This is a genomic window from Peptoniphilus sp. HCN-40583 (assembly GCF_037892835.1).
Lineage (GTDB): Bacteria > Bacillota > Clostridia > Tissierellales > Peptoniphilaceae > Aedoeadaptatus > Aedoeadaptatus rachelemmaiella.
On sequence record NZ_JBBKBU010000013.1, the window covers coordinates 1 to 21,577 of the forward strand.

17 protein-coding genes, 3 tRNA genes and 1 other annotated feature are annotated in these 21,577 nt (G+C 51.3%); of the genes, 2 read left to right on the forward strand and 18 right to left on the reverse strand.

Annotated elements, in window-relative coordinates:
- Positions 1-19 precede the first annotated feature (19 nt).
- Genes argS through pheS form a run of 6 tightly spaced genes read right to left on the reverse strand, consistent with a single transcriptional unit; the run spans position 20 to position 10,400 of the window.
- Positions 20-1,729, reverse strand: a complete 1,710-nt coding sequence (argS, locus tag WKT05_RS05270) for an arginine--tRNA ligase (protein ID WP_340413211.1) — start codon at positions 1,727-1,729, stop codon at positions 20-22.
- A gap of 8 nt (positions 1,730-1,737) precedes the next feature.
- Positions 1,738-4,113, reverse strand: coding sequence for an endonuclease MutS2 (locus WKT05_RS05275; RefSeq protein ID WP_340413212.1), 2,376 nt, complete (start codon positions 4,111-4,113; stop codon positions 1,738-1,740).
- 29 nt (positions 4,114-4,142) lie between these two features.
- Positions 4,143-6,413 (reverse strand): peptidase U32 family protein, encoded by a 2,271-nt coding sequence (locus WKT05_RS05280; RefSeq protein ID WP_340413213.1) that lies wholly within the window; start codon positions 6,411-6,413, stop codon positions 4,143-4,145.
- Positions 6,400-6,957: a hypothetical protein gene (locus WKT05_RS05285; RefSeq protein WP_215508808.1), complete on the reverse strand. Its 558-nt coding sequence runs from the start codon at positions 6,955-6,957 to the stop codon at positions 6,400-6,402. The genes WKT05_RS05280 and WKT05_RS05285 overlap by 14 nt, the downstream gene beginning before the upstream one ends.
- Before the next feature lie 10 nt (positions 6,958-6,967).
- Positions 6,968-9,364 carry a phenylalanine--tRNA ligase subunit beta gene (gene pheT / locus WKT05_RS05290; RefSeq protein ID WP_340413214.1) on the reverse strand — a complete coding sequence of 799 codons (2,397 nt, stop codon included), beginning with the start codon at positions 9,362-9,364 and terminating at the stop codon, positions 6,968-6,970.
- A 13-nt stretch (positions 9,365-9,377) separates the two neighbouring features.
- Entirely contained in the window at positions 9,378-10,400 is a 1,023-nt protein-coding gene (gene pheS / locus WKT05_RS05295) for a phenylalanine--tRNA ligase subunit alpha (protein WP_340413215.1), read from the reverse strand.
- A gap of 150 nt (positions 10,401-10,550) precedes the next feature.
- On the opposite strand from pheS, the gene WKT05_RS05300 reads away from it, so the two are divergent.
- Positions 10,551-10,624: transfer RNA gene (locus WKT05_RS05300), tRNA-Cys, on the forward strand.
- 129 nt (positions 10,625-10,753) lie between these two features.
- Here WKT05_RS05300 and WKT05_RS05305 read toward each other — a convergent pair.
- The 8 genes from WKT05_RS05305 to hpt all read right to left on the reverse strand — a co-directional run bounded on the left by WKT05_RS05305 (position 10,754) and on the right by hpt (position 15,024).
- On the reverse strand, positions 10,754-11,017 hold the full coding sequence (locus WKT05_RS05305) for a DUF2700 domain-containing protein (protein ID WP_340413216.1): 264 nt from the start codon (positions 11,015-11,017) through the stop codon (positions 10,754-10,756).
- A gap of 57 nt (positions 11,018-11,074) precedes the next feature.
- A tRNA-Gly gene (locus tag WKT05_RS05310) sits at positions 11,075-11,149 on the reverse strand.
- Between the two features lie 3 nt (positions 11,150-11,152).
- A tRNA-Phe gene (locus WKT05_RS05315) sits at positions 11,153-11,228 on the reverse strand.
- A gap of 82 nt (positions 11,229-11,310) precedes the next feature.
- Positions 11,311-12,204, reverse strand: a complete 894-nt coding sequence (hslO, locus tag WKT05_RS05320) for an Hsp33 family molecular chaperone HslO (RefSeq protein WP_340413217.1) — start codon at positions 12,202-12,204, stop codon at positions 11,311-11,313.
- Positions 12,205-12,213: 9 nt separating this feature from the next.
- A complete protein-coding gene (locus tag WKT05_RS05325) occupies positions 12,214-12,942 on the reverse strand; it encodes a class I SAM-dependent DNA methyltransferase (protein WP_340413218.1) in 729 nt (242 codons plus the stop codon).
- Complete coding sequence (locus WKT05_RS05330) at positions 12,935-13,669, reverse strand: SIR2 family NAD-dependent protein deacylase (RefSeq protein WP_340413219.1); 735 nt, start codon at positions 13,667-13,669, stop codon at positions 12,935-12,937. Before WKT05_RS05330 ends, WKT05_RS05325 begins: the two co-directional genes overlap by 8 nt.
- A 7-nt stretch (positions 13,670-13,676) precedes the next feature.
- A complete protein-coding gene (locus tag WKT05_RS05335) occupies positions 13,677-14,552 on the reverse strand; it encodes a CPBP family intramembrane glutamic endopeptidase (protein WP_340413220.1) in 876 nt (291 codons plus the stop codon).
- Positions 14,503-15,024, reverse strand: a complete 522-nt coding sequence (gene hpt, locus WKT05_RS05340) for a hypoxanthine phosphoribosyltransferase (protein ID WP_340413221.1) — start codon at positions 15,022-15,024, stop codon at positions 14,503-14,505. Before hpt ends, WKT05_RS05335 begins: the two co-directional genes overlap by 50 nt.
- Before the next feature lie 87 nt (positions 15,025-15,111).
- Between hpt and WKT05_RS05345 the strand changes: the two genes are divergently transcribed.
- On the forward strand, positions 15,112-15,573 hold the full coding sequence (locus WKT05_RS05345) for a DUF4364 family protein (RefSeq protein WP_340413222.1): 462 nt from the start codon (positions 15,112-15,114) through the stop codon (positions 15,571-15,573).
- Positions 15,574-15,631: 58 nt separating this feature from the next.
- Here WKT05_RS05345 and WKT05_RS05350 read toward each other — a convergent pair whose 3' ends face one another.
- The 4 genes from WKT05_RS05350 to WKT05_RS05365 all read right to left on the reverse strand — a co-directional run bounded on the left by WKT05_RS05350 (position 15,632) and on the right by WKT05_RS05365 (position 21,558).
- Positions 15,632-16,129: a methyltransferase family protein gene (locus WKT05_RS05350; protein ID WP_340413223.1), complete on the reverse strand. Its 498-nt coding sequence runs from the start codon at positions 16,127-16,129 to the stop codon at positions 15,632-15,634.
- 171 nt (positions 16,130-16,300) lie between these two features.
- Complete coding sequence (locus WKT05_RS05355) at positions 16,301-18,964, reverse strand: valine--tRNA ligase (protein ID WP_340413224.1); 2,664 nt, start codon at positions 18,962-18,964, stop codon at positions 16,301-16,303.
- A gap of 29 nt (positions 18,965-18,993) precedes the next feature.
- Positions 18,994-19,181, reverse strand: a binding site (T-box leader).
- Between the two features lie 49 nt (positions 19,182-19,230).
- Positions 19,231-20,220: a tryptophan--tRNA ligase gene (trpS, locus tag WKT05_RS05360; protein ID WP_340413225.1), complete on the reverse strand. Its 990-nt coding sequence runs from the start codon at positions 20,218-20,220 to the stop codon at positions 19,231-19,233.
- A 21-nt stretch (positions 20,221-20,241) separates the two neighbouring features.
- Entirely contained in the window at positions 20,242-21,558 is a 1,317-nt protein-coding gene (locus tag WKT05_RS05365) for an amidohydrolase (RefSeq protein WP_340413226.1), read from the reverse strand.
- Positions 21,559-21,577: the final 19 nt, after the last annotated feature.

Here is a 21,577-nt window from a genome sequence, read left to right on the forward strand (position 1 = left end):
AGAGGCTTTCGCCTCTTTCTTACATTTTGTCCGGGGCTTCGATGCCCAAGAGATCCAAACCGATGCGGATCATGTTTTTGACGCCGTATACCAAAAGCAGGCGAGCCTGTTTCAGTGCGTCGTCCTCGACGAGAATGGGCGTATTGGTGTAGTATTTATTGAAAATTTTCGCACAGTCCGTAATGTAGCGGGTCACGAAATAGGGTTCGTACTTTTCGTGGCTGTCGACAATCACTTGGTTGAAGCCATAAAGTTTTTGCAAGAGTTCCTTTTCTTCTTTTGTGTTGAGCAGGGATGCATCGACGGGCGCATTTACGTCGAAGCCGCCTTTTTCCAGAAGCGAGTTCATGCGGGCGTGGGTGTATTGAACGTAGGGGCCCGTCTCGCCGTCGAAGCTTAAGGTGCGGTCCCAGTCGAAGACATAGTCTTTAATCCGTTGATTAAAGAGCTCCTGGAATTTCACGGCGCCGATACCCACTTGATGGGCCAGCTCGTCGCGATTGTCCATTTTCTTGCCGCTCGCTTCTTCACGCTCTTTTAAAATATCTTCCACTTTGTCTACGGCGCGGTTTAGAACATCTTCCAAATAGACGACCTTGCCCTTGCGGGTGGAGAGGGTGCCTTCCGGCAGAGAGACCATGCCGAAGGGCACGTGGATGCAGTCGTCGGCCCAGTCGTAGCCCATTTCTTTTAGTATGGCTTTGAGTTGTTGGAAATGGAGATTTTGTTGGCTGCCTACGACGTAAATGTTTTTGTAGAAGTCGTAGTGTTCTTTTCTGAAAATGGCCGTGGCAATGTCGCGAGTCAGGTAGATGGTGGAGCCGTCGCTTTTAATAATAATGGACGGGGGCAAATTGTATTTGTCCAAATTAATAATCTGTGCGCCTTGATCTTCCACTAAAAGGCCCTTTTCCTTAATTTCGTCTACGGCTTTCACCATTAATTCAGAGTAATAGGATTCACCGCGATAGGAATCGAAGGACACGTCCATCATGTCGTAAACTCGCTCGAATTCTTTTAAGCTCAGATCGCGGAACCATTGCCAAAGGGAGACGGCTTCTTCGTCGCCGCTTTCCAGCTTTCTGAACCACTCTCTGGCATTGTCCAGAAGTTCCTTATCTTCTTCCGCTTCTTTATTGATGCGCACGTAAAGTTTCACCAGCTCGGGAATGGCATTTTTCTCGATGACTTCGTCGTCGCCCCAACGTTTGTAGGCTTCGATCATCATGCCGAATTGGGTTCCGTAGTCCCCTAAGTGGTTAATGGCTTCGACCTTATAGCCAAGATGTTTGTAAATGCGCTTAATGGCGTCGCCGATAATGGTTGTGCGAATGTGGCCGATATGGAAAGGCTTGGCGATGTTTGGCGAAGAGTATTCCACGATGACGGTTTTGCCTTCACCGAGATTCGATGCGCCAAAGCGATTCCCTTCTTCGACCACGGCTTTCAGCACGTGTTCGGCCAGGGTTTTCGTGTCGATAAAGAAGTTTAAGTAGGGGCCTGCAACGGCAATTTCCGCGATGCCTTCCATGCCTTCAAGCTTTTCTTTCAGCTCTTGGGCGATGATGGCCGGGTTTTTCCGCATGGTCTTTGCCAGGGTAAAGGTAGGGAAAGCATAGTCTCCCATCTTCTTGTCCGGCGGCGTTTCAATTTTTAAAAGTAGTTCGTTTTTCTCCAGCCCCGTTTCCCGAGCCAGCCCGTCTGCAATTTGTTCTTTAAAATCGATCATAGTCTCTCCTATCTTAAGTATGCAATGGTCACGCCACTGCCGCCTTCTGCCGGCTCGGCATCTTCCTGTTTTTTAACCGAGGGATGGTGGCGCAAGTATTCTTTTACTTTCTTGCGAAGCATCCCCGTTCCCTTTCCGTGAATAATTCGAATTCGGTCAAGGGAAGCTAAATACCCGTCGTCCAACGCTTTTTCCAAAATGGGCTCCGCCTCTTCGAAGGTTTTTCCGCGAATGTCGAATTCTACCTTGGCGTGCTTTTGCTTCTTTTGCCGCACTTTCGACGCGTTGACTTTTTTCTCCGTCACGGCCCGGGGCTCGCTGCGAATCAAGGACACGGCAGGCAAGGTCATTTTCATGAGACCCGCCTGCACCAGGACATCGCCTTTGTTGTCGGGCCCTTCCAGCACCGTGGCGGACACACCCAAGGACTCCGCGTAGACTTCGTCTCCCGGCTTCAGAGCCTTGGCCGGCTTGGCCGCCCGCTTCAGCACGATGCCTTCGTCTTTGTCGCGGTACTTTTTTCCCCCTTCACGCAATAGATCCTGAGCCTGTTGCAGGGTTTGGGCATCTTCTTTTCTCAGCTGCTCGCGAATATCCCGTATTTCGGAGACGGCGAGGTCCGCATCTTCCTTAGCGGATTTTACGATGCGGCGGGCTTCATCTCTCGCGCGCTGCAAAATCTGATCCTTCTCGGCATTCAGCCGATTCGCCGTCTTCTTCGCCTCCGCCATTTCCCGCTTATACTCGCCGGTAAGTTGTACCAACTCCGCTTCACGCTTTTCCAGGCGGCTCCGCTCCGCTTCCAGGGTGGTGAGCACGTCTTCAAAGGCAATGTCTTCGCCTTCCAAAAAGTCCTCGGCGCCCTCTAGGATTTCTTTCGGAAGCCCGAGGCGGGAAGAAATTTCAAAGGCATTACTCTTGCCGGGTACGCCCACGTGGAGGCGATAGGTAGGCGTCAATGTTTCCACGTCAAATTCCATGGAAGCATTTTGCACGCCTTCCCGGGTTAAGGCGTAAAGCTTCAACTGCGTGTAGTGGGTGGTGGCCATAAAGCTCACGCCCTTGGCCATTAGGTGTTCGATAATGCTCAAAGCCAAAGCCGCCCCTTCCGTAGGGTCGGTACCAGCACCTAATTCATCGAAGAGAACCAGGCTGTTTTCATCGACGATTTGTAAAATATCCACGATGTGCACCATGTGGCCGCTGAAGGTAGAGAGGGACTGCTCGATGCTTTGCTCGTCGCCGATGTCGGCATAGACGCCGCTGTAAATGCCCACGGTGGTCCCCGGATCCGCGGGAATGTGCAGGCCGTATTGGGTCATGAGCACCATGAGGCCCAAGGTCTTCAAGCTTACGGTCTTGCCCCCGGTGTTGGGACCGGTAATGATGAGGCCCCGATTCTCTCCGCCTAATTCCAAATTCAATGGCACCACCTTGTGGCGATCGATTAAGGGGTGGCGGGCATTAACGAGCTTCGTGACCCGAGACTTAGAAAGTTTCGGGCGAATGGCGTTTTGATCCGAGGCCAATTTCGCCTTGGCAAAGATAAAATCCAGCTGACCGAAGAGCCGCTCGTTTTCCGCAAAGGCTTCCGGGTACTGACCCACTTCTTGGGAAAGTTCCGCTAAAATACGCTGAATCTCTTCCCTTTCTTCCAGCTCCAGCTGACGGATCTCGTTGTTCGCCTCCACAATGGCCATGGGCTCGATGTAGACCGTTTGGCCCGAGGCGCTCATGTCGTGAACCAAGCCCTTGACTTTGCTTCTCGCGTCGTGGCGCACGGGAACCACGTAGCGGCCTTCCCGCATGGTGACGATGGAATCTTGCAAGGATTCCTGTAGGTCCTGCGAATTTAAGATGGCCTGTAATTTATCCCGCACCTGATCTTTTTTTCGCGCCAGGCTACGGCGAATGGTCTTCAACTTCGGCGAGGCGTCGTCGTAAATGGAATCTTCCGATTCGATGGTGGCCTCGATGCGCTCCCTGAGATCACCCTGAGTCCACAGGGCCGATACCATGGCCCGTATGGAGGGGTAGGGATCTTCCACAGACTCGTCCACGACGGCCATGTACTTGCGCATGCGGGAGACCCCGCGAAGGGAATCGCCAATCTCCAGAAGCTCGCTAATATGGAGCACGCCGCCGCGAGAAGCGTAGTGGGCGCTTTTCGCCACGGGGCGAGCACCGGACAAGGGAGGGGCCGATCGTTCCACCAAGAGGCGTAGCGCCTCTTGCGTTTCCTCTTGCCTCTGTTCGATGCGGTCGGGATCGGCGGAAAACTTCATGGTTTCGCAACGCTTCTTGCCGATGCTCGACGTGGTGAGATTCTTTAATTGTTCGACAATGTCGTGAAATTCAAGAATGGCTTCGATTTTAGGCGCCATGCCTCCTCCTCTTCTCTATGCTTACGCGATTAAATAATGCCGCGATTAAAATGGCCTCGGGTAAATTCACTGACCACGGGTTTTTTCACGGCCTTTCCTTCGATGACCCGGCTCGCTTCCATAATGATTTTATTTAAGTTCTCGCCGATGCGCCCGCGAATTTTCAGCGCCGAGGGATTCATGGCCATGACGGACTTCGCCCGGTCGCCGAGGTAAATGGGGACGCTGTTGTAAATTTCCGTCATGTCGCCTATGCGGCGGAAGGAAAAGGCGGCGTTGCGCTCGTCTCTTAGCCTGTAATTTTTCCTGAAGGCGCAAGTGTCGCAGTGGCGGTTTACACCGCAGCCTTTGACCAAACTCATAGGGCAATGGCGCATGGTCATGGAGCGGGGGTAGCCGTAGTATAAAATTTCGCCGCAGGTGCCAAAGCGGCGATAAAGGGCTTCCAATTGCTGCCTTTTGCATTCGAAAGACGGAATGACGCTCTCAGCTTCCTGAAAGTGGCGGAAGCTGTAACTGTTAAAGACATTGAGCCCTTCTCCTGCCACGGCAACGCCCGCCACTTCTTCGAATTGCCCCAGATTTTGAACGATGCCGCCATCGAAAAAGTTTTTTATTTTCTCGTAGCCTGCCGGCGTTTCGTAGGGAAAGCTGTAGTAAACCGGCACGTCCACGCCTTTTAAAAAGTCCATGGCTTCTTTTGACGGCAGAAAATACAGCTCCAGGCGATTGATGACGCCATAGGGCAAGTCATAAATCGCCGCTTCCTCGGAGATCTCCACGGTGAGCAAGGTATTTTCCACGGCTTTTTTTCTAAAGCTTTCGAAAAAAGTGAAACTCGGACGCACCCGCCGGTCTTTTTTCTCGTAAAGGGCCAGGGCTCGCCTACGCAGGTCGTTTACCGTCGAAATAGGCAGGAAGACATCGTCGTCTACGTCCAGCTTCACATCTTTTAATGCGTAGACGGAGCCGTCGAACTTTCCAAGGTTTTCGCGAATATGATCCTTATTCACCTTCGCTTTTTTGGCTCGCTCCAGGGGATCGTCTCCTACGGCCTCAGCCCGGTGATCGCCCGTTAAGGTGAAACGGGGCAACTCGCCGATGTGGGCGTAGAAATGCCCTTCAATATCTCGGTTGTAGGCGATTTCTTCCGCTTCCCTCCCGGCGGCTTCGTTGAGCTTCACCGACGAAAGGCGAAGCACCGTGGTGCCCGCATCGGGCACAAAGGGAAGGTGCAGGGCCTCTTCCGCCTTGCCTGCAAACGTGTGGCGCTTCTTTTCTCCCGCCACGGTAAATTCCAAGAGATCCCCCTCGTCGGGTTCTCGCTTCCAATCCACCGTGGTGCCCTGTTGAGCATCGCCGTTTACCACCACGCCGATTTTCACGCCGCGGTGATTGGGCCGGGACTCGGTAATAAAACTGTTGCCGAAGTCGCCGAAACCCACTCCCTTGGTGTAGGAGCGGTTAAACATTTGGGCCATATCTTCGATTTTAAAATCCTCGCCGCCTAAGGCTTTGTTGTAATTGCTCGTCACCACCGCCACATATTCCGGGCTTTTCATGCGTCCTTCCAGTTTAAAGGAATAGACGCCGGCTTCCGCCAGTCGATCCACAAACGCGATGGTATTTAAATCCCTGGGGCTAATGACATACCCCTTGTCGTATACGGGATTTCCCTCAGCGTCCTCGATGGTGTACTGTTTCCTGCATGGCTGGGCGCAGTTGCCGCGATTGCCGCTTCTCGCGCCGATGTAAGAGCTCATTTCGCATTGACCGCTTATGGAGACGCAAAGGGCGCCGTGGCAAAAGGCTTCGATGTCAAGGTCCGTGCCTTCTTTGATGCGGCGAATTTCATCGGCAGAGATTTCTCGTCCCACCACCACGCGGCTGAAACCCATGTTTTCCAAATAGCGGGCGCCTGCAAGATCCATGACGCTCATTTGCGTGGAGGCGTGGAGTTCAAAATCAGGCAAGTAGTTTAAGACCAGCTCCGCAAAGCCGATGTCCTGTACGATCAAGGCGTCCACGCCTATTTCATAGAGATCCGCCGCATAATTCAAGGCCCGCTCGCATTCCTCGTCGGAAAGCAAAATGTTTAAAGTGACGAAGACGCGCTTACCCCTGACATGGGCATAGGAGACAGCTTTCGCCATCTCCTCTGCCGTGAAATTCTGTGCACTTGCTCTGGCGGAAAATTCCTTCCCTCCAAGATAGACGGCATCGGCGCCGCTGTTTATGGCCGCGTAAAAAGACGCCATATTGCCCGCCGGTGCCAACAGTTCCAGATTATTCCTGTTCATGGTCACCGCGCAAGACGTAAATTTCTTTATTCAGATCCACAAGACGCATTTGCGTTTCGTAGTTCTTTTCTTCCAGGGCGCGAATCTTTTCGTCCCGTTCACTTAATTGCTTTTCAGCGGATTCTTTTTCTTCGATTAAAGCCGCCTTTTCTCGCTCCAGTCTTTTCTTTTCGTCGTCTAACGATTTTAGGCGAGCGTCCGATTCTTGAAGCTTCTTGTCCTTTGCTGCCAGGGCATCGGAATTTTCTTTCAGACTTTTTTTCAGCGCGTCGATTTCTTCAAGCTTTTCCTTCACCCCTTGGGCGTCTCCCGCCAAGGCATCGGCGGCTTCTTGAGCCCGGGCCTGCTTGTTCTTTTCATCCAACGCATTTAAGAGACTTAAAATATAAACCTGTACGTCGTTTAAGCGGTAGTTAAGGCTTTCCACTTCTCGGATGCGCTCGTTGGCCTCATCCGCCAACGCCTTGACGTATGTCTCGTCGTCTTCGCCGATAACGTGAAAGGTCATGCCTGCAATTTCAACCTGTACGCGCGTCTTTGTCATCTTACACCTCTTATTCAGATCGTAATTTGGCGTTAAACTGTCCTTCAATTCCTTCAATAATGCCGTCGACAATGTGGGCAATTTCCGATTCTTTTAAGGTACGGTCGGCGTGACGGAAAGCAAGCTTCAGCGCAATGCTCTTCTTGCCTTCTTCGATGCCCTTGCCGAAGTAAACGTCAAAGACAGCCACCGATTCCAAAAGTTCGCCGCCTTCTTTTTCCACATAGTCAAGCAGATCTTGTGCCGCAAGTTTCTTATCTACGATAAAGGCCAAGTCCCGTTCGATGGAGGGGAAGCGGGCGATGGGCTTGTAGGTGATAATGTCTTTGGCTTTTTCTACGATTTTCGAGAAATCCAATTCGGCCATATAAACAGCTTGCTTCATTCCTAAATCCGCTTGTGCCTTCGGATGAATGCAGCCGAAGCGGCCGATGCATTCGTCTTCGATATAAACTTCCGCTTGACGTCCCTTGTGGAACAGGGGGAAGTCTTGAACTTGAACGAAGCGCACCCCGTCGATGCCGAGGCGTTTTAAGACCGTGGCCACGGTTTTCTTCAGGTAGTAGAAATCTTCTTCGCCGTAGAAGCCGATGGCGAGCTTCATGTATTCCTTGGGCAGGCCGTCGGCATCTTTGTCGACAGAGAACACATTGCCGAATTCAAAGCCGTAGGCCGAGGGATTTTTGTAGCTCATGTTCTTTACGAAAATATCCAACATATTGGGGAGAAGGGTGGTCCGCATAATGGAATACTCTTCGCCGAGGGGATTGGAGATTTTCACAGCCTCTCTCAGGGGATCGTCGGCCGCCAATTGAATCCGATCGAAAGCCGAGGGGCCCATGAAGGAGTAGGTCATAAATTCGTCGAAGCCGGCGGCGAGAAGCACGTCTTCCGCACGCTTTTGTACCCGGCGGAACAGGCTCTTGCCCCCGCGGGTCAAGGTGCCCTTTAAAGGAAGGGGCGTAATGTTTCCGAAGCCGTAAATCCGACCCACTTCTTCCGCTAAATCTTCCCAAATGTGCAAATCGCCTCGGAAAGTGGGGATCGTTGCGTGAAGCACGTCGCCGTCGAGGGTGGTGGGAATCAACAAAGATTCCAAAATTTTTACCATGCCTTCGCCGGAAATCTCCGTGCCCAAAAGGGCGTTGATGCGGCTTACCTTGGCATCCACCGTCCATGGAGCGACTTCCTTCGGATAGTGGTCGAAGCAACCCTTAGCTACTTTTGCCGCGCCGATTTCAACGGCCAGTTCGCAGACGCGATCCACGGCTTCTTTAGCCATATTCGGGTCCAGGCCCTTTTCGAAACGACTGGAGGCTTCAGAGCGGAGGCCTTGGCGTTTCGATGTCTTGCGAATGTGATCGGCTTCGAAATTGGCGCCTTCTAACACGACCATGGCCGTCGTTTCGCTGACACCGGAAATGTCGCCGCCCATAACGCCGGCGAGACCGATAATGCCTTCCTTGTCGGCGATGACGATGTCGTCTTCACATAAAATGTGTTCGTTGCCGTCTAAGGTGTGCATCTTTTCCTTGTCCTTTGCCATGCGAACGTGGATTTCTTTGCCTTTTAAATGGTCCAGATCGTAGGCATGGAGGGGTTGACCGTATTCCAACATGACGTAGTTGGTTAAGTCGACGATATTGTTAATAGGGCGCACGCCGGCGGCCATTAAGTCGTTTTGCATCCATTGCGGCGACGGTTTGATCTCAACATCGGTGAGCATACGGAGATAGAAGCGGGGCGCATTTTCCGTTTCCACATTGAGGCCGTTAAAGGCATCTTTCATGGCTACATCGCTGTTTTCCGTGACAGTGATGGTCTTTTCCTTTAACGCGCTGTTGGTGGAAGCCGCCGTTTCAACGGCCATGCCGCGCACGCTTAAGCAGTCCGGGCGATTCGGCGTGATTTCAAGCTCGATGACTTCCTTGTCCAGCTCCAGCAATTTTACATAGTCGCTGCCAAGGGGCACATCCGCAGGCAAAATATGAATCTCGTCCCGCGAATCCTTGGGGATGACGGAGGTATCCATGCCCACTTCTTCCAAAGAACACATCATGCCTTCGCTGGGCAGGCCGCGCATTTCCGTCTTTTTAATCTTCATGCCGCCGACTAGGGTGGCGCCATCTAAAGCGACAGGCACAACGGCGCCTTCAAAGACGTTTTTTGCCGCCGTTAAGATTTGTTTTACTTCGCCGCCGACATCGATTTGGCAGACCACCAATTTGTCTGCATTGGGATGGGGTTCGATTTTTAAAATCTTTCCTACGACGACGCCTCCGAGCCCTTTGCTGCGATCGATAATGGATTCCACGTGATTGCCCGTGGCGGTGATTTCATCGCACATGCTCCGCGTGTCGCCGGGAAGTTCAACGTATTTTTCAAGCCAAGATTTGGGTAATAACATCCTTCAGTACCTCCTAGAATTGGGACAAGAAGCGGTCGTCGTTTTCAAACATGAGGCGAATGTCCGTAATGCCGTATTTTACCATGGCGATGCGGTCGATGCCCATGCCGAAGGCAAAGCCGCTGTACACGTCCGGGTCGATGCCGCAGTTTCTGAGGACATTGGGGTGAACGACGCCGGCGCCCAAAAGTTCCATGCTCCAGCCCGTGTGATTGCAGGCGGGGCAGCCTTCCCCGTGGCAAACGAGGCAAGTAACGTCAACTTCCGTGGAAGGTTCCGTAAAGGGGAAGTTGTGGGGGCGGTATCTGATTTGCATATCGTCGCCGAACATTTCTTTGACGAAAACATTTAATGTATCGATTAAATTGGCCAAGCTCACGCCTTTATCCACGACCAGTCCCTCGAATTGATGGAACATGGGCGAGTGGGTGTCGTCCACGTCGTCAAAGCGGAAGACGCGGCCGCTGCTCACGATGCGAAGGGGCGCGCCGTATTCTTTCATGGCGCGGATTTGCATGGGCGAGGTGTGGGTACGAAGCAAGGTCTTGTCGTCAATATAGAAGGTATCGCTCTTGTCTCTGGAGGGGTGGTTTTTCGGCGAGTTCAAGGCGTCGAAGTTGTTTTCCACGCTTTCGATCTCCGGCCCGTCCACAACGGTAAAGCCCATTTCAACGAAAAGATCTTCCAATTCCTCTTTCGTCTTTAATAGGGGATGGCGGTGGCCGACGCGGAGTTTGCCCGCATCCAAGGTCACGTCCAAATACTCTTCTTCCATACGCGCCTCGTAGACGCTTTCTTTGAGGTTGACGATTTTTTCTTCAAGCTTTTCTTGAACTTTTTCCCGTACCTCGTTGGCAAAACTACCGACGACGGGGCGTTCTTCCTTAGACAACTTACCTAAGCCCTTTAAAATTTGAGTTAATTCACCTTTCTTACCAAGGTATTGCAAGCGAATTTTTTCCAAATCATCCATGGTTTTGGCGCCGTCAATGGCAGACAATGCGCCGGATTCCAATTTTTTAAGTAACTCTTTCATAAGTACTCCCTTCGGTATGTGCTCTGATCTAATGGTTCATTATACCACAGAATATTGGTCCATAAGGCTTTAGACGGTAATTTCTGAGCCAAAAAAATCCATCTTGCTTATATTTTATCTCTATGTTATACTTACATAGTCAATGCGTAAGGCGACATAGCCAAGTGGTAAGGCGCGGGTCTGCAACACCCTTATCCCCGGTTCAAGTCCGGGTGTCGCCTCCAAACCGTCGAGTGATCTCGGCGGTTTTTTTATGCCCTTTTTTCCTTCTTTCGACGCCACGCTTTCGTTCAGACATAAAAAAATAGCACCTGCTGAAACAGGTGCGCAAGCAAATAGTCCGGGCTTAAATGCTATTTACCCTTTGTATTCATCCCGATGATCATGCCTAACAACATGCCGATGGAGGTTCCGATGGCCAAGTTTTCCACGCCCCAGGCGATTCCCACTGCCGTACCGAGACCCATGCCCATGGCCATGCCCTCGGCCATATGATCCTCGGCTTTCTTCTCTTCGCTCCCATCCTCCGTATCCTCCATCTTTTTTGCTCGATGAACGGCATAAACGGCTAGCACACCGATTAATATCAGCGGCAAAAGGATTCTGATGATTTTCATTGAGTGGCCTCCTCGTCATGTATTTTAGCAAGAAAAAAGCCCGGTATAAACCGAGCTTGGAGCGGAAGACGAGATTCGAACTCGCGACCCTCGCCTTGGCAAGGCGATGCTCTACCACTGAGCCACTTCCGCAAATGGTGCCCAGAGCCGGAATCGAACCAGCGACACGCAGATTTTCAGTCTGCTGCTCTACCGACTGAGCTATCTGGGCAAGGTTATCAGCGACAACCTTTTTCTATCTTACAGAAACTTTACGGATCTGTCAAGAAATTTTTAGAGGGGTAGAAAGGAATCTACGCCTCGTCCTCGTGGGCCGAAAGCATGGCCGTAAGCTCCGATTCATCGAATTGGTACCGGCGATTGCAGAAATGGCAAGTGGCTTCGCAGCCCTTGTCTTCTTCGATCATTTCGCGGATCTCGAAATCAGGCAAAGCGGCAATGGACTCCGCCACTTTCTCCTTGGAGCATTCGCAAACATAGGCGATGGGCGCCTCGCTTAAAATTTTCAAATCGTAGCCAGGCAAGAGGGCGTGCAAAAGCCCCTGTGTATCAAGCCCTTGGGCCAAAAGTTCCGTCACGGACTTGACGCCCTTTAATGTTTTTTCCAGATGATCGATGTCCTCGCTGTCGGCACCGGGCATGATTTCGATGATGAAACCGCCGGCGTGTTTCACGCTTAAGTCCGTATCCACGGCGACGCCGAGGCCGACGGCCGAGGGAATCTGCTCCGATTGATACAAATATTGAGCCACATCTTCGCCGATTTCGCCGCTAACCAGGGCGACTTTTCCCGTGTAAGGCTCCCGCATCCCCAAATCCATGGTCACGGTCAAGGTGCCGGGTAAGCCTACGGCGGCGCCTACATCCAGCTTGCCGTCGGATTCGCGGCTGGGAAGATCCGCTTGGGGATGATCCACATAGCCTTTGATTTGACCGTTGTTTCTGCCGGTGACGACGATTTTCCCGAGGGGTCCCGCGCCGTCGACAATCATGGTCATGGACTCCTCTTTGCCTTTTAATTTATTTCGCAAGAGTAGCCCGGCAATCAAGCTTCGTCCCAGGGCCGCCGTGGCCGTGGCCGAGGTTTGATGGGTGATGCGGGCGGTCTCCACCATGGCCGTGGCCGTAGCCACACTCACCTTAATGGTTCCCTTTTCATTCATTGCACGAATACATGTATCGGTCATAACACTCCTTTATTTGTCGATTCCCGCGACAAAACTGATCCGCTTGGATTTTTCTGTCGCAGGAGAAAAACTATAGCCGTCGTACATGGCGAGCGCCTTCATGCCCGCTTCTTTCAACACGTTTTCCACGGTGTCAATGCTGTATGCATACTCGTCGTGAACTTCGTCGAAACGGGTGTAGGATCCGTCCTCTTCTTCTAAAAAGGCGGTAATGGCGTAGCGATTCACCCGGCCGTCAAAATGATTTTGCCAGGTCATAAAATAGCCTTCTTCGTCGCGAATTTCTTTTAAATCGCCGTATTCCCGAAAGCGGGCGGCGGTATTTAAGTCGAAGAGAAAACGGCCGTCCTCCTTTAAATGGGCACGCACCTGTTTGAAAGAGGTCAAAAGATCCGCCTCCGTCGGCAGGTAATTGAGTCCGTCGCAGAGGCATAGGATGAGGTCGAAGGATGTGCTGAAGGAAAAATGCCGCATGTCCATTTTCACCCACTTGGCTCTGGGGTTTTTGTAGAGCCTGCCGTAGGCCTGCATCAGCATGTCTTCCGAGCGATCGAATCCCATCACCGTGCCCAGGTCGGTGAGCTTTTCCGTCAGCTTTCCCGTGCCCATGGCCATTTCGAGAATGGCAAGGCCCTCCCTTTCGCCGAGGACTTTTTTTACCCAGCGAAAAACCTCGTCGTAATCGTAATTGGCCATAACGGCGTCGTAGATCAGGCTAAACCCTTCGTATTCACTCACTGAGTCGCTTCTCCAATTCTACCAAGATCGGCGAGGCTTCCCCGTCGAAAATCACATCGGCGTTGTGGTCGTAGGGCGTGGTGCCCTTGTTGATAATAATTAAATGCTCCACCATTCGCGGTAAGTAGGCCACGGGCATTACCTTTAGAGAACTCCCCACCACGATCATGGTATCGGCCTTTTCCGTTGCCCGCATGGCGTCGTCGAAAGCCTGAGGCATGGCATCGCCGAAAAGCACCACATTGGTTCGCATGTCGGCGCCGCATTTCGGGCACTTCGGCGGAATCTCGCCCGACTGCACCCGTTCGTCGAAGGCTTTAAAATCTTCCCGATAATTGCAGCGCTCACAGCGGGCCGTGGAGGCGTCGCCGTGGACTTGTAACACCTGTTTCGCACCGGCCGCCTGATGCAGATCGTCGATGTTTTGCGTAATGATTTCGTGAATAAAGCCTTTTTCCTGCATCTTCGCCAAGGCCACGTGGCCGGGATTGGGCTTTTTGCCCTCCAAATCCTTTAAAATCGTGTAGCCTTCTTTGTAAAAACGCGCCGGATTGCTTTCCAACACGCCGACGGACAGGGCATCTTCCGGAATGAAATTGGTGTAGTAGCCCCGATCACTTCTGAAATCGGGAATTCCCGATTCCGTGGAAATGCCGGCGCCGGTCAAGCAGACGGCGTACTTCGCGTGTTTTAAAATTTCTGTCGCTTGTGCTAATTTATCCATCATCGACCTCCTATACCATCAATTGAATTACATACACTACCGCAAGCATGGCGCAGGGGATCCACTCTTTTTTGCGCAACAGTTTTTTCCCTCGAGGCAGGGGCCGCTTCATGGATGTACGCAAAATAAGGGCGATGCCCAAGACGCTTGCCACAAGAAGAAATAGGGTGGTGGCATTTTTTATGCCCCCTAACCGCAAGACGACCCCCGCCTTTGAAAACGAGGCGATCCATCGTTCGTTGAAAAAGTGAATGAACAGGATGGACGACAAATTATAAATGAAATGAGAGAAAATACAGGCCCTTAAACCGCCGTAAAGGTAGATGTAGCCCAGAACCAAGCCAAAGAGCAACGGCGCCAAACTGTTTTGCGCCTCGAAATGAAAAAGGGCGAAAAGCGCCGCCGATAAAATCACGGCGCCTCTCGGGCTGCGACGGGAAAACTGTTCACATAAGACGCCGCGAAAAAAGAATTCTTCCATAATCGCCGGCGCCAAGGCCATGGTGAGGATTTGTTTAAAAAGCCCCACATCTCCCCTGAGCAGATCGAGGTTTTGATTTTCCAAAAGATAGATGCGGCTCAATCCCTCTAAAAAAATGCCGTTGATCACGAGAATAATGGGAAAAACGGCCACGGTCAAAAGAGCCGCCTCGCCCAATGCCATGCCCCTGTGCTTTTTGGCGCCCAGTCGACCCCTGAAGTAGATGGCCGGGACAAAAATCGCCACCGCCTCCGTGAAGACGATGCCGAAAAAAGGATCCCTTCGGGAAAACAGCGGCCCTAAAAGCAAAAACAGAATCCCGGCCAAGACGCACCAATAGAGCAGGCCGATAAAACTAATCTTCGTAGGTGTAGATGTAGGGTTTGTTTCTGTAGTACGGCCCATAATTCAATCCATAGCCTACGATAAAGACATCGTCAATGGTAAATCCTGTGAAGTCTGCGGAAAAGTCTACCTCTCTGCGAGAGGGTTTGTCCAGCATTACCGCGGTCTTCAAGGACGCCGGCCCCATTTTATTGATGGCTTCCGCCACTGTTTTCAGGGTGTGGCCCGTGTCGATAATGTCGTCGACGATAAGCACGTGGCGACCGCCTACTTCACTGCGCAAGTCGCCGAAGACCTTTACATCTCCTGTAGAAGATTCGTTGTTTTCGTAACTGGATGTGGTCATAAAGTCGATTTCCATTTTGCTTTCCATGTCCCGCACCAGGTCCGAACAAAAGACGAAGCTGCCGCGCAACAGGCCGATGACGAGAATCTCCTCGCCGTCGTAGGCATCATCGATTTCTTTCGCCAGTTCCTTCACGCGCCGAGCAATGGCTTCTCTGGAATACAACACCAATTCTTTCTTTTCCATAGGCTCCTCCTTTTTACTATTGTTTCATTATATCAGAATCCGACCCATCTTTTCCCCTTCGGTGCTATAATTCTTGTAGGTGATATTATGAAAAAAGAAACGCTGCACACATTGGCGGCGGACAAACTCTATCTGCTTTCCTCCATCGACGCCTGGAACGGTGCGCCCGGCCGAAAGGCATTTTACGACGCCGTTTTAAACGAAGGGCGCATGAACTACTTCTTTCTCTGCCAATACATGAGCGAATTATTAGATGCTGATTTGATCAAACGGGTGGACGACGCCTTCTTTCTTACTGATGAGGGCAAAAATGTCCTCGCCATGTTCGGCGACGAAGCCGAGCCCATGGCCGGGAGAGAAAAAACGCCTGAAGTACACTACGCCGTTTACGACGAAGGCCATTTCAGGGTCTATCAAAAACGCGTGGACGATGCGCTCGTCTTTTCACTGGCACTTTCAAAAGATGCCTTTGATTTGAATCTTTCCGGCTCAGATGAGGCACAGGTAGAAGAATTGATGCAACGCATAGAAGAAGATAAGAATCGGTAATTTTTCTCCCACAACAAGAAAACCATTGGGCACAGTGTCTCAATGGTTTTTTTAAACCTCATGATTTCCTTTTCGGAAACCACGGAATCACGCGGTTCACTTCTTTACAATAAGCCGCATATTCCTCGCCGAATTGACGAAGGAGCCACTTCTCCTCCGTCTGTTTCATTAGCAGCGTAAGCATCGCCCAAAAAATAAAAGGCAGAATCAACAAGATCACATTGGCGGCGAAGAGCAAGGCGCCGGTGAAGATGAAGATAAAGGCGGTATACACCGGATTTCGAACTACGCTGTAGACGCCTGTGGTAATTAATTCCGAGGCACGGGCCTTAGCATTGATTTTTTGAATGATTACTGCCTGTATCCAAAGGTAAAGCCCGGCGAGAAAAAAGAAAATCCCTGCCGCGATGAATAAATACCTTCCCTTTTCCATGCGCCCCACGGCAATAAAGCCCTTGTTCCGACAAAGAATGCCCATGGCCGTCAAAAAAAGACAACTCAACACATACATAGGGCCCACGCCAAAAGCAGGCATATTCCCGCGATCCGATCCCATAATTCCTCCCTGATTTTTTATTTTCGCTCTTTGATACTCATTCTCTTTTCTATTATATCGCAAAAGAAAAACCGGAGCATGGAAAAACGGATGCTTTCACCTTCAGCATCCGTTTTTCGCTATGAATTCAATTAATCGCAGGTGGTCAAACTCAAAATACTTTCTTAAAACCTAATCCGCCAATTGTTTTTCGACGAAAGCGGCCCGCTCTTTTAAGTTTTTGAGGTTTTCTTTATACATTTCCAGTTTTTCCCGCTCTTTTTGTACGACTTCGGGTTTCGCTTTGCTGACGAAGTTTTCGTTGGCCAGCTTCTTTTCCGCCCGCTCGATTTCCGCCTCGGTTTTTTCCATGTCTTTTTTCAGCCGTTGGGCTTCTTTGTCGTAATCGACCAAGTCTTTCATTGGAAGGAAAAGTTCCGCTTTTTCCACAACCACGGAGATAACGTCGTCGGAAACGGCGTCACGATCGGGAATTCGCTCGATGGCGGTGCAATTGGCCAAATTGGCGAAATGAGCTTTCAACTCGTCGTAGACTGCCGCCCGGGCGTCGTCGTCGGTTAAGAGGTAGAGCTTGCTCTTTCTAAAGGGCTCGATATCCATTTCCGCTTTGGCATTGCGAATGCCGCGAATGGCTTCTCTGAGAATGGAGATTTTTTCCACATCGTCGTGGTAGCTGTAGATGCCGCTTTCCGGCCAGTCACTGACGATGAGATCGCCCTCGGTGGACGGAAGGAAGGCGTAAATTTCTTCCGTAATGTAGGGCATAAAGGGATGGAGCATCTTTAAAATCTTTTCCAATACATCCAACAGGACGCCGTAGACTACTTCTCGGTCTTCGATGTCGTCGCCGTAGAGGCGGGGTTTCACCATTTCGATGTACCAGTCGCAGTATTCGTCCCAAATAAAGTCGTGTACGGCTTCGGCGGCCATGCCGATGTCGTATTTTTCGATTTTTTCCTGAACTTCCACGATGGTTTCGTCGACGCGGGTTAAAATCCAGCGGTCTTCCGAATGGAGTTTGTCCTTCATAACCTTGGCGTCGTAGAAATCCTCCGGCAGATTCATCAGCACGAAGCGAGACGCGTTCCACAATTTATTGCAGAAGTTGCGGTTGTTCTCTACCCGCTTGTAGCTGAAGCGCATGTCGTTGCCCGGTGTGGATCCGGTAATCAATGTAAAGCGAAGGGCGTCGGCGCCGTATTGGTCGATGACATCCAAGGGATCGATGCCGTTGCCCAAGCTCTTGGACATTTTGCGGCCCTGTTCGTCGCGAATGAGCCCGGTGAGGTAAACGTCGGTGAAGGGCAATTCCTCGGTGATTTCCAGGGCGGAGAAGACCATGCGGATAACCCAGAAGAAGATAATGTCGTAGCCTGTGATTAACACATCGGTGGGATAGTAATAGTCCAAATCCGGCGTGGAATCGGGCCAACCCATGGTGGAGAAGGGCCACAAGGCGGAGCTGAACCAGGTGTCTAATGTGTCTTCGTCTTGGCGAATGTTTTTGCCGCCGCAGGCACTGCAAGTGTGGACGGCTTCTTTCGATACCATCACCTCGCCGCAGTCGTCGCAATAGTAAACGGGCAGGCGATGGCCCCACCACAATTGACGGGAGATGCACCAGTCGCGAATATTTTCCAGCCAGTGGGTGTAGATCTTTCCGAAGCGTTCCGGAACGAAGTGGAGCTCGCCTTTTTCGTAGGCTTCCAGTGCGGGCTTGGCCAATTCTTCCATGGCGACGAACCATTGCTTGGAAAGCATGGGTTCGATGACGGTTTTGCAGCGCTCGCAGTGGCCCACGGCGTTGTGGTGATCGTCGATTTTCACCAAGTAGCCGCCTTCGTCGAAATCTTTGATGATGGCTTTGCGTGCCTCTTCGCGGCTCAGACCTGCATATTTTCCGGCGTTTTCGTTGAGTCGGGCTTCTTCATCCATAATCAGCAATTGGCCCAAGTCGTGGCGAGCGCCGACCTCGAAGTCGTTGGGGTCGTGGGACGGGGTGATTTTTACGGCGCCGGTGCCGAATTCTGATTCCACGTAGCTGTCGGCGATAATGGGAATCTTCCGCCCGATGACGGGGATGACGGCATGCTTGCCCACATAGTTTGTAAAGCGTTCGTCGTCGGGGTTCACGGCGATGGCCAAGTCCCCGGGAATGGTTTCCGGTCGGGTGGTGGAGATCATAATGGCGTCGTCTTCGCCGTCGATGGGATAGCGGAAGGTCCACATTTTGCCTTCTTGCTCTTCGTGTTCCACTTCCGCATCGGAAAGGGCGGTTTTGTCGTGGGGGCACCAGTTAATGATGCGGTCGCCCTGATAAACCAGGCCTTTGTTGTAGAGGCGAATAAACATTTCTTCGACGGCGGCGGATAAGCCTTCGTCCAATGTAAAGCGCTCTCTGGACCAGTCGCAGGAAACGCCCAGTTTCTTTAATTGGTTTTTAATGTTGCCGCCGTATTCTTCCGTCCAGGCCCAAGCGGCTTCCAAGAATTTTTCCCGGCCCAAACTGTCTTTGGATTTGCCTTCGTTGCGAAGTTTTTCCACGACTTTTACTTCCGTGGAAATGGACGCATGGTCTGTCCCCGGAATCCACAGGGCGCTGTAGCCTCGCATACGCTTGAAGCGGATCAAAATGTCTTGCAGGGTGTTGTTCATGGCGTGTCCCATGTGCAAGTTCCCCGTCACATTCGGCGGCGGCATGACGATGGTAAAGGGCTTTTTGCCCGCTTGCTTATCCTTTTCGCGATCCGGCGTAAACTCGCCTTTTTCCATCCAATGGGCATAGATGCGTGCTTCGAAATCCTTGGGATTATAGGTTTTCTGCATACTGTTCATAATTCCTCCTACAAAAAAAATCTCGCCCTGAAAAGGACGAGATTCCGCGGTACCACCTTTATTCCGTATTGCTACGGCACTTCTTCCCCATAACGACGGGACGCCGTTTCGCTCTCGCGAAAAATGATGAAGGCGACCTTCAATTGCTTCGCCGACCGCTTCCACCACCCGCGATCTCTCTTTAGACGAGGAACAATCTACTCCTCCTTCACTTGTGTAAAGATAGGTTCATTATAGAAAATCTTCTGTGAAAAATCAAGACTTGTTTAAAATTGTACTAATCCGACTTTTCTATAGACTTTTCTTAACGTCTTTTGTGCCAGGTAAGACGCTTTTTCCGCGCCTTCTCTGCAAATGGCTTCCAATTGCTCTTTGTCGCCGCGAATGGCGTGGAAGCGCTCTTGCACCGGAGCAAGGCCTTCGACCACCGCTTCGCCTACGGCTTCTTTTAATTCGCCGTAGCCTGCGGATTTAAATTCACGTTCCGCTTCTTCCGGGCTAATGTGTTTAAAGGACGAATAGATGTCCAGAAGGTTTTTAACCCCCGGTTGCTCGTCGGTATAGGCGATGGTTCCCTTGGAGTCGGTAACCGCCCGTTTGATTTTTCGGCGGATGACATCGGGTTCGTCTAAGATTAAAATAAAGGCATTTTCGTCGGGATCGGATTTGCTCATTTTCGATGTGGGATCTTGCAAGCTCATGATCTTCGCTCCCACCTTCGGCGCCATAATGTCCGGAATGGTAAATGTAGGCGAATAACGGGTGTTAAAGCGTTCGGCAATGTCGCGGGTGAGCTCGATGTGTTGCCGTTGATCTTCCCCGACGGGCACGAAGGAGGATTGATAGAGGAGAATGTCCGCCACCATAAGTACGGGGTAGTTTAAAAGCCCGGCGTACACTTCTTTTTGTTTTTTGGATTTATCCTTAAATTGGGTCATGCGATTTAATTGGCCGACGGAGGTAATGGTGTTTAAAACCCATGCCAATTCCGTGTGCTCAGGCACTTGGGATTGGATGTAGAGAATCGATTCCTTCGGATCGATGCCGCAGGCCACATAGAGTGCGATTAAATCCAGGGTCCGCTTTCTTAAATCGGCGGGATTTTGGGGCACGGTAATGGCGTGCATATTGGCGACGCAGTAAATGCATTGGTACTCTTTCTGCAAATTGGAAAAATTGCTGAGTGCGCCTAAGTAATTGCCGATGGTCAAACTACCGGAGGGTTGAATGGCCGAATATACCACTTTCTTATCCATAATGTCCTCTCTTTCCGCGGCCTAAAGGTCGCCTTTTATTGCATCGCTTAATTCTTTACGTTCTAAAAGTTGTTGGAATTTTCTCTCCACCTCTGCCCGAATGTCGTCGAGGTTAACCCGGGTCAGTTTCCGGTCCTTCAAGACAAATTCGCCGCCGATTAAAACGTGTTTCACATCTTCCGCCTGCGCCGAGTAGCACAGGGCGCTGATTAAATTATTTCTCGGCGTAAAGCTCGGTGAATTTAAATTAAAGCAGGAAATGTCCGCCAGCTTTTCGACTTCGATGGAGCCGATTTCATCTTCGCGTCCCAACGCCTTTGCCCCGTTAATGGTGGCCATGCGCAGCACATCTTCCGCCTTCAGTACCTCGGGATCGTAGCTTGTGCCCTTGGCGATAAGACTGGCTATGTGCATTTCCTCCAACATATTTTGATTGTTGTTGGAGCTGTCGCCGTCGGTACCCAATGCCACGGTAAGGCCTTTGTCCATCATTTTTTGAATGGGGGCGATGCCGCTTGCCAGTTTTAAATTGCTGGAGGGGTTGTGTACCGGGAAAAATTTCTCGGGATCCACCAAATCCATGTCCTCTTCCGTCATATGCACGCAGTGAGCGGCAATGGTGTGTACCTGATCCAGCCCCAAGTCCCACATGTAGCGAATGGGCGTCGTGCCGTACAGGTCCGCGGCGTCGTCCATTTCCTTCATGGATTCGGACAAATGAGTGTGGAGTATGCCGTCCAATTCTCCGGTAAGTCGGATGATGTCTTTAATGTAATCGCCGCTGCAGGTGTAAATGGCGTGGGGCGCCGGTGCCACTTCCACCAAATCGTCGCCCAGGCCGTGGCTGTTAATGTAGAGCATGCGTGTTTCTTCTAATTTTTCATCTCCGCCGCCGTCGATGTCTGTGAGTCCGCGGGTCAAGAGCCCCCGCATACCGATGGCGATGGCCGCCTGAGCCACCATGTCCAAGTGGTAGTACATATCGCAGAACGTCGTCGTTCCCGATAAAATCCCCTCCGCCATGGAAAGCAAACTGGCCCAATAAATGTCTTCGCGGGTCAAATGGGCTTCCATGGGCCATATGGCCGTGGTAAGCCACGTGTTCAGATCCATGTCGTCGGCGTAATTTCTGAAATAACTCATCCCCAAATGGGTGTGGGCATTGATAAAGCCCGGCACGAGCAAAAGATCCCGACCGTCGATGATCTCTGCTCCGTCCAGTGTGCAGGCATCTGCAATGGCCGCAATCTTGCCGTCTTTTATCTCGATGTCTTTGTGGTCAAAAACCTTTCCGGCCAACACATCGACGTATTGCGTGTCTTGAAAAATGGTATGCATAAGTCCTCCTCGCAAGTCT

Bases quoted from the DNA above. Each gene is read 5' to 3' on its own strand.
- hslO (WP_340413217.1), bottom strand. From the start codon at position 12,204: ATGACCGATACATGTATTCGTGCAATGAATGAAAAGGGAACCATTAAG.
- WKT05_RS05345 (WP_340413222.1), top strand. From the start codon at position 15,112: ATGAAAAAAGAAACGCTGCACACATTGGCGGCGGACAAACTCTATCTG.
- WKT05_RS05365 (WP_340413226.1), bottom strand. From the start codon at position 21,558: ATGCATACCATTTTTCAAGACACGCAATACGTCGATGTGTTGGCCGGA.
- WKT05_RS05275 (WP_340413212.1), bottom strand. From the start codon at position 4,113: ATGGCGCCTAAAATCGAAGCCATTCTTGAATTTCACGACATTGTCGAA.
- WKT05_RS05350 (WP_340413223.1), bottom strand. From the start codon at position 16,129: ATGGGATCGGATCGCGGGAATATGCCTGCTTTTGGCGTGGGCCCTATG.
- hpt (WP_340413221.1), bottom strand. From the start codon at position 15,024: ATGGAAAAGAAAGAATTGGTGTTGTATTCCAGAGAAGCCATTGCTCGG.
- WKT05_RS05285 (WP_215508808.1), bottom strand. From the start codon at position 6,957: ATGACAAAGACGCGCGTACAGGTTGAAATTGCAGGCATGACCTTTCAC.
- WKT05_RS05280 (WP_340413213.1), bottom strand. From the start codon at position 6,413: ATGAACAGGAATAATCTGGAACTGTTGGCACCGGCGGGCAATATGGCG.
- WKT05_RS05335 (WP_340413220.1), bottom strand. From the start codon at position 14,552: ATGGGCCGTACTACAGAAACAAACCCTACATCTACACCTACGAAGATT.
- WKT05_RS05355 (WP_340413224.1), bottom strand. From the start codon at position 18,964: ATGAACAGTATGCAGAAAACCTATAATCCCAAGGATTTCGAAGCACGC.
- WKT05_RS05330 (WP_340413219.1), bottom strand. From the start codon at position 13,669: ATGATGGATAAATTAGCACAAGCGACAGAAATTTTAAAACACGCGAAG.
- trpS (WP_340413225.1), bottom strand. From the start codon at position 20,220: ATGGATAAGAAAGTGGTATATTCGGCCATTCAACCCTCCGGTAGTTTG.
- pheS (WP_340413215.1), bottom strand. From the start codon at position 10,400: ATGAAAGAGTTACTTAAAAAATTGGAATCCGGCGCATTGTCTGCCATT.
- pheT (WP_340413214.1), bottom strand. From the start codon at position 9,364: ATGTTATTACCCAAATCTTGGCTTGAAAAATACGTTGAACTTCCCGGC.
- argS (WP_340413211.1), bottom strand. From the start codon at position 1,729: ATGATCGATTTTAAAGAACAAATTGCAGACGGGCTGGCTCGGGAAACG.
- WKT05_RS05305 (WP_340413216.1), bottom strand. From the start codon at position 11,017: ATGAAAATCATCAGAATCCTTTTGCCGCTGATATTAATCGGTGTGCTA.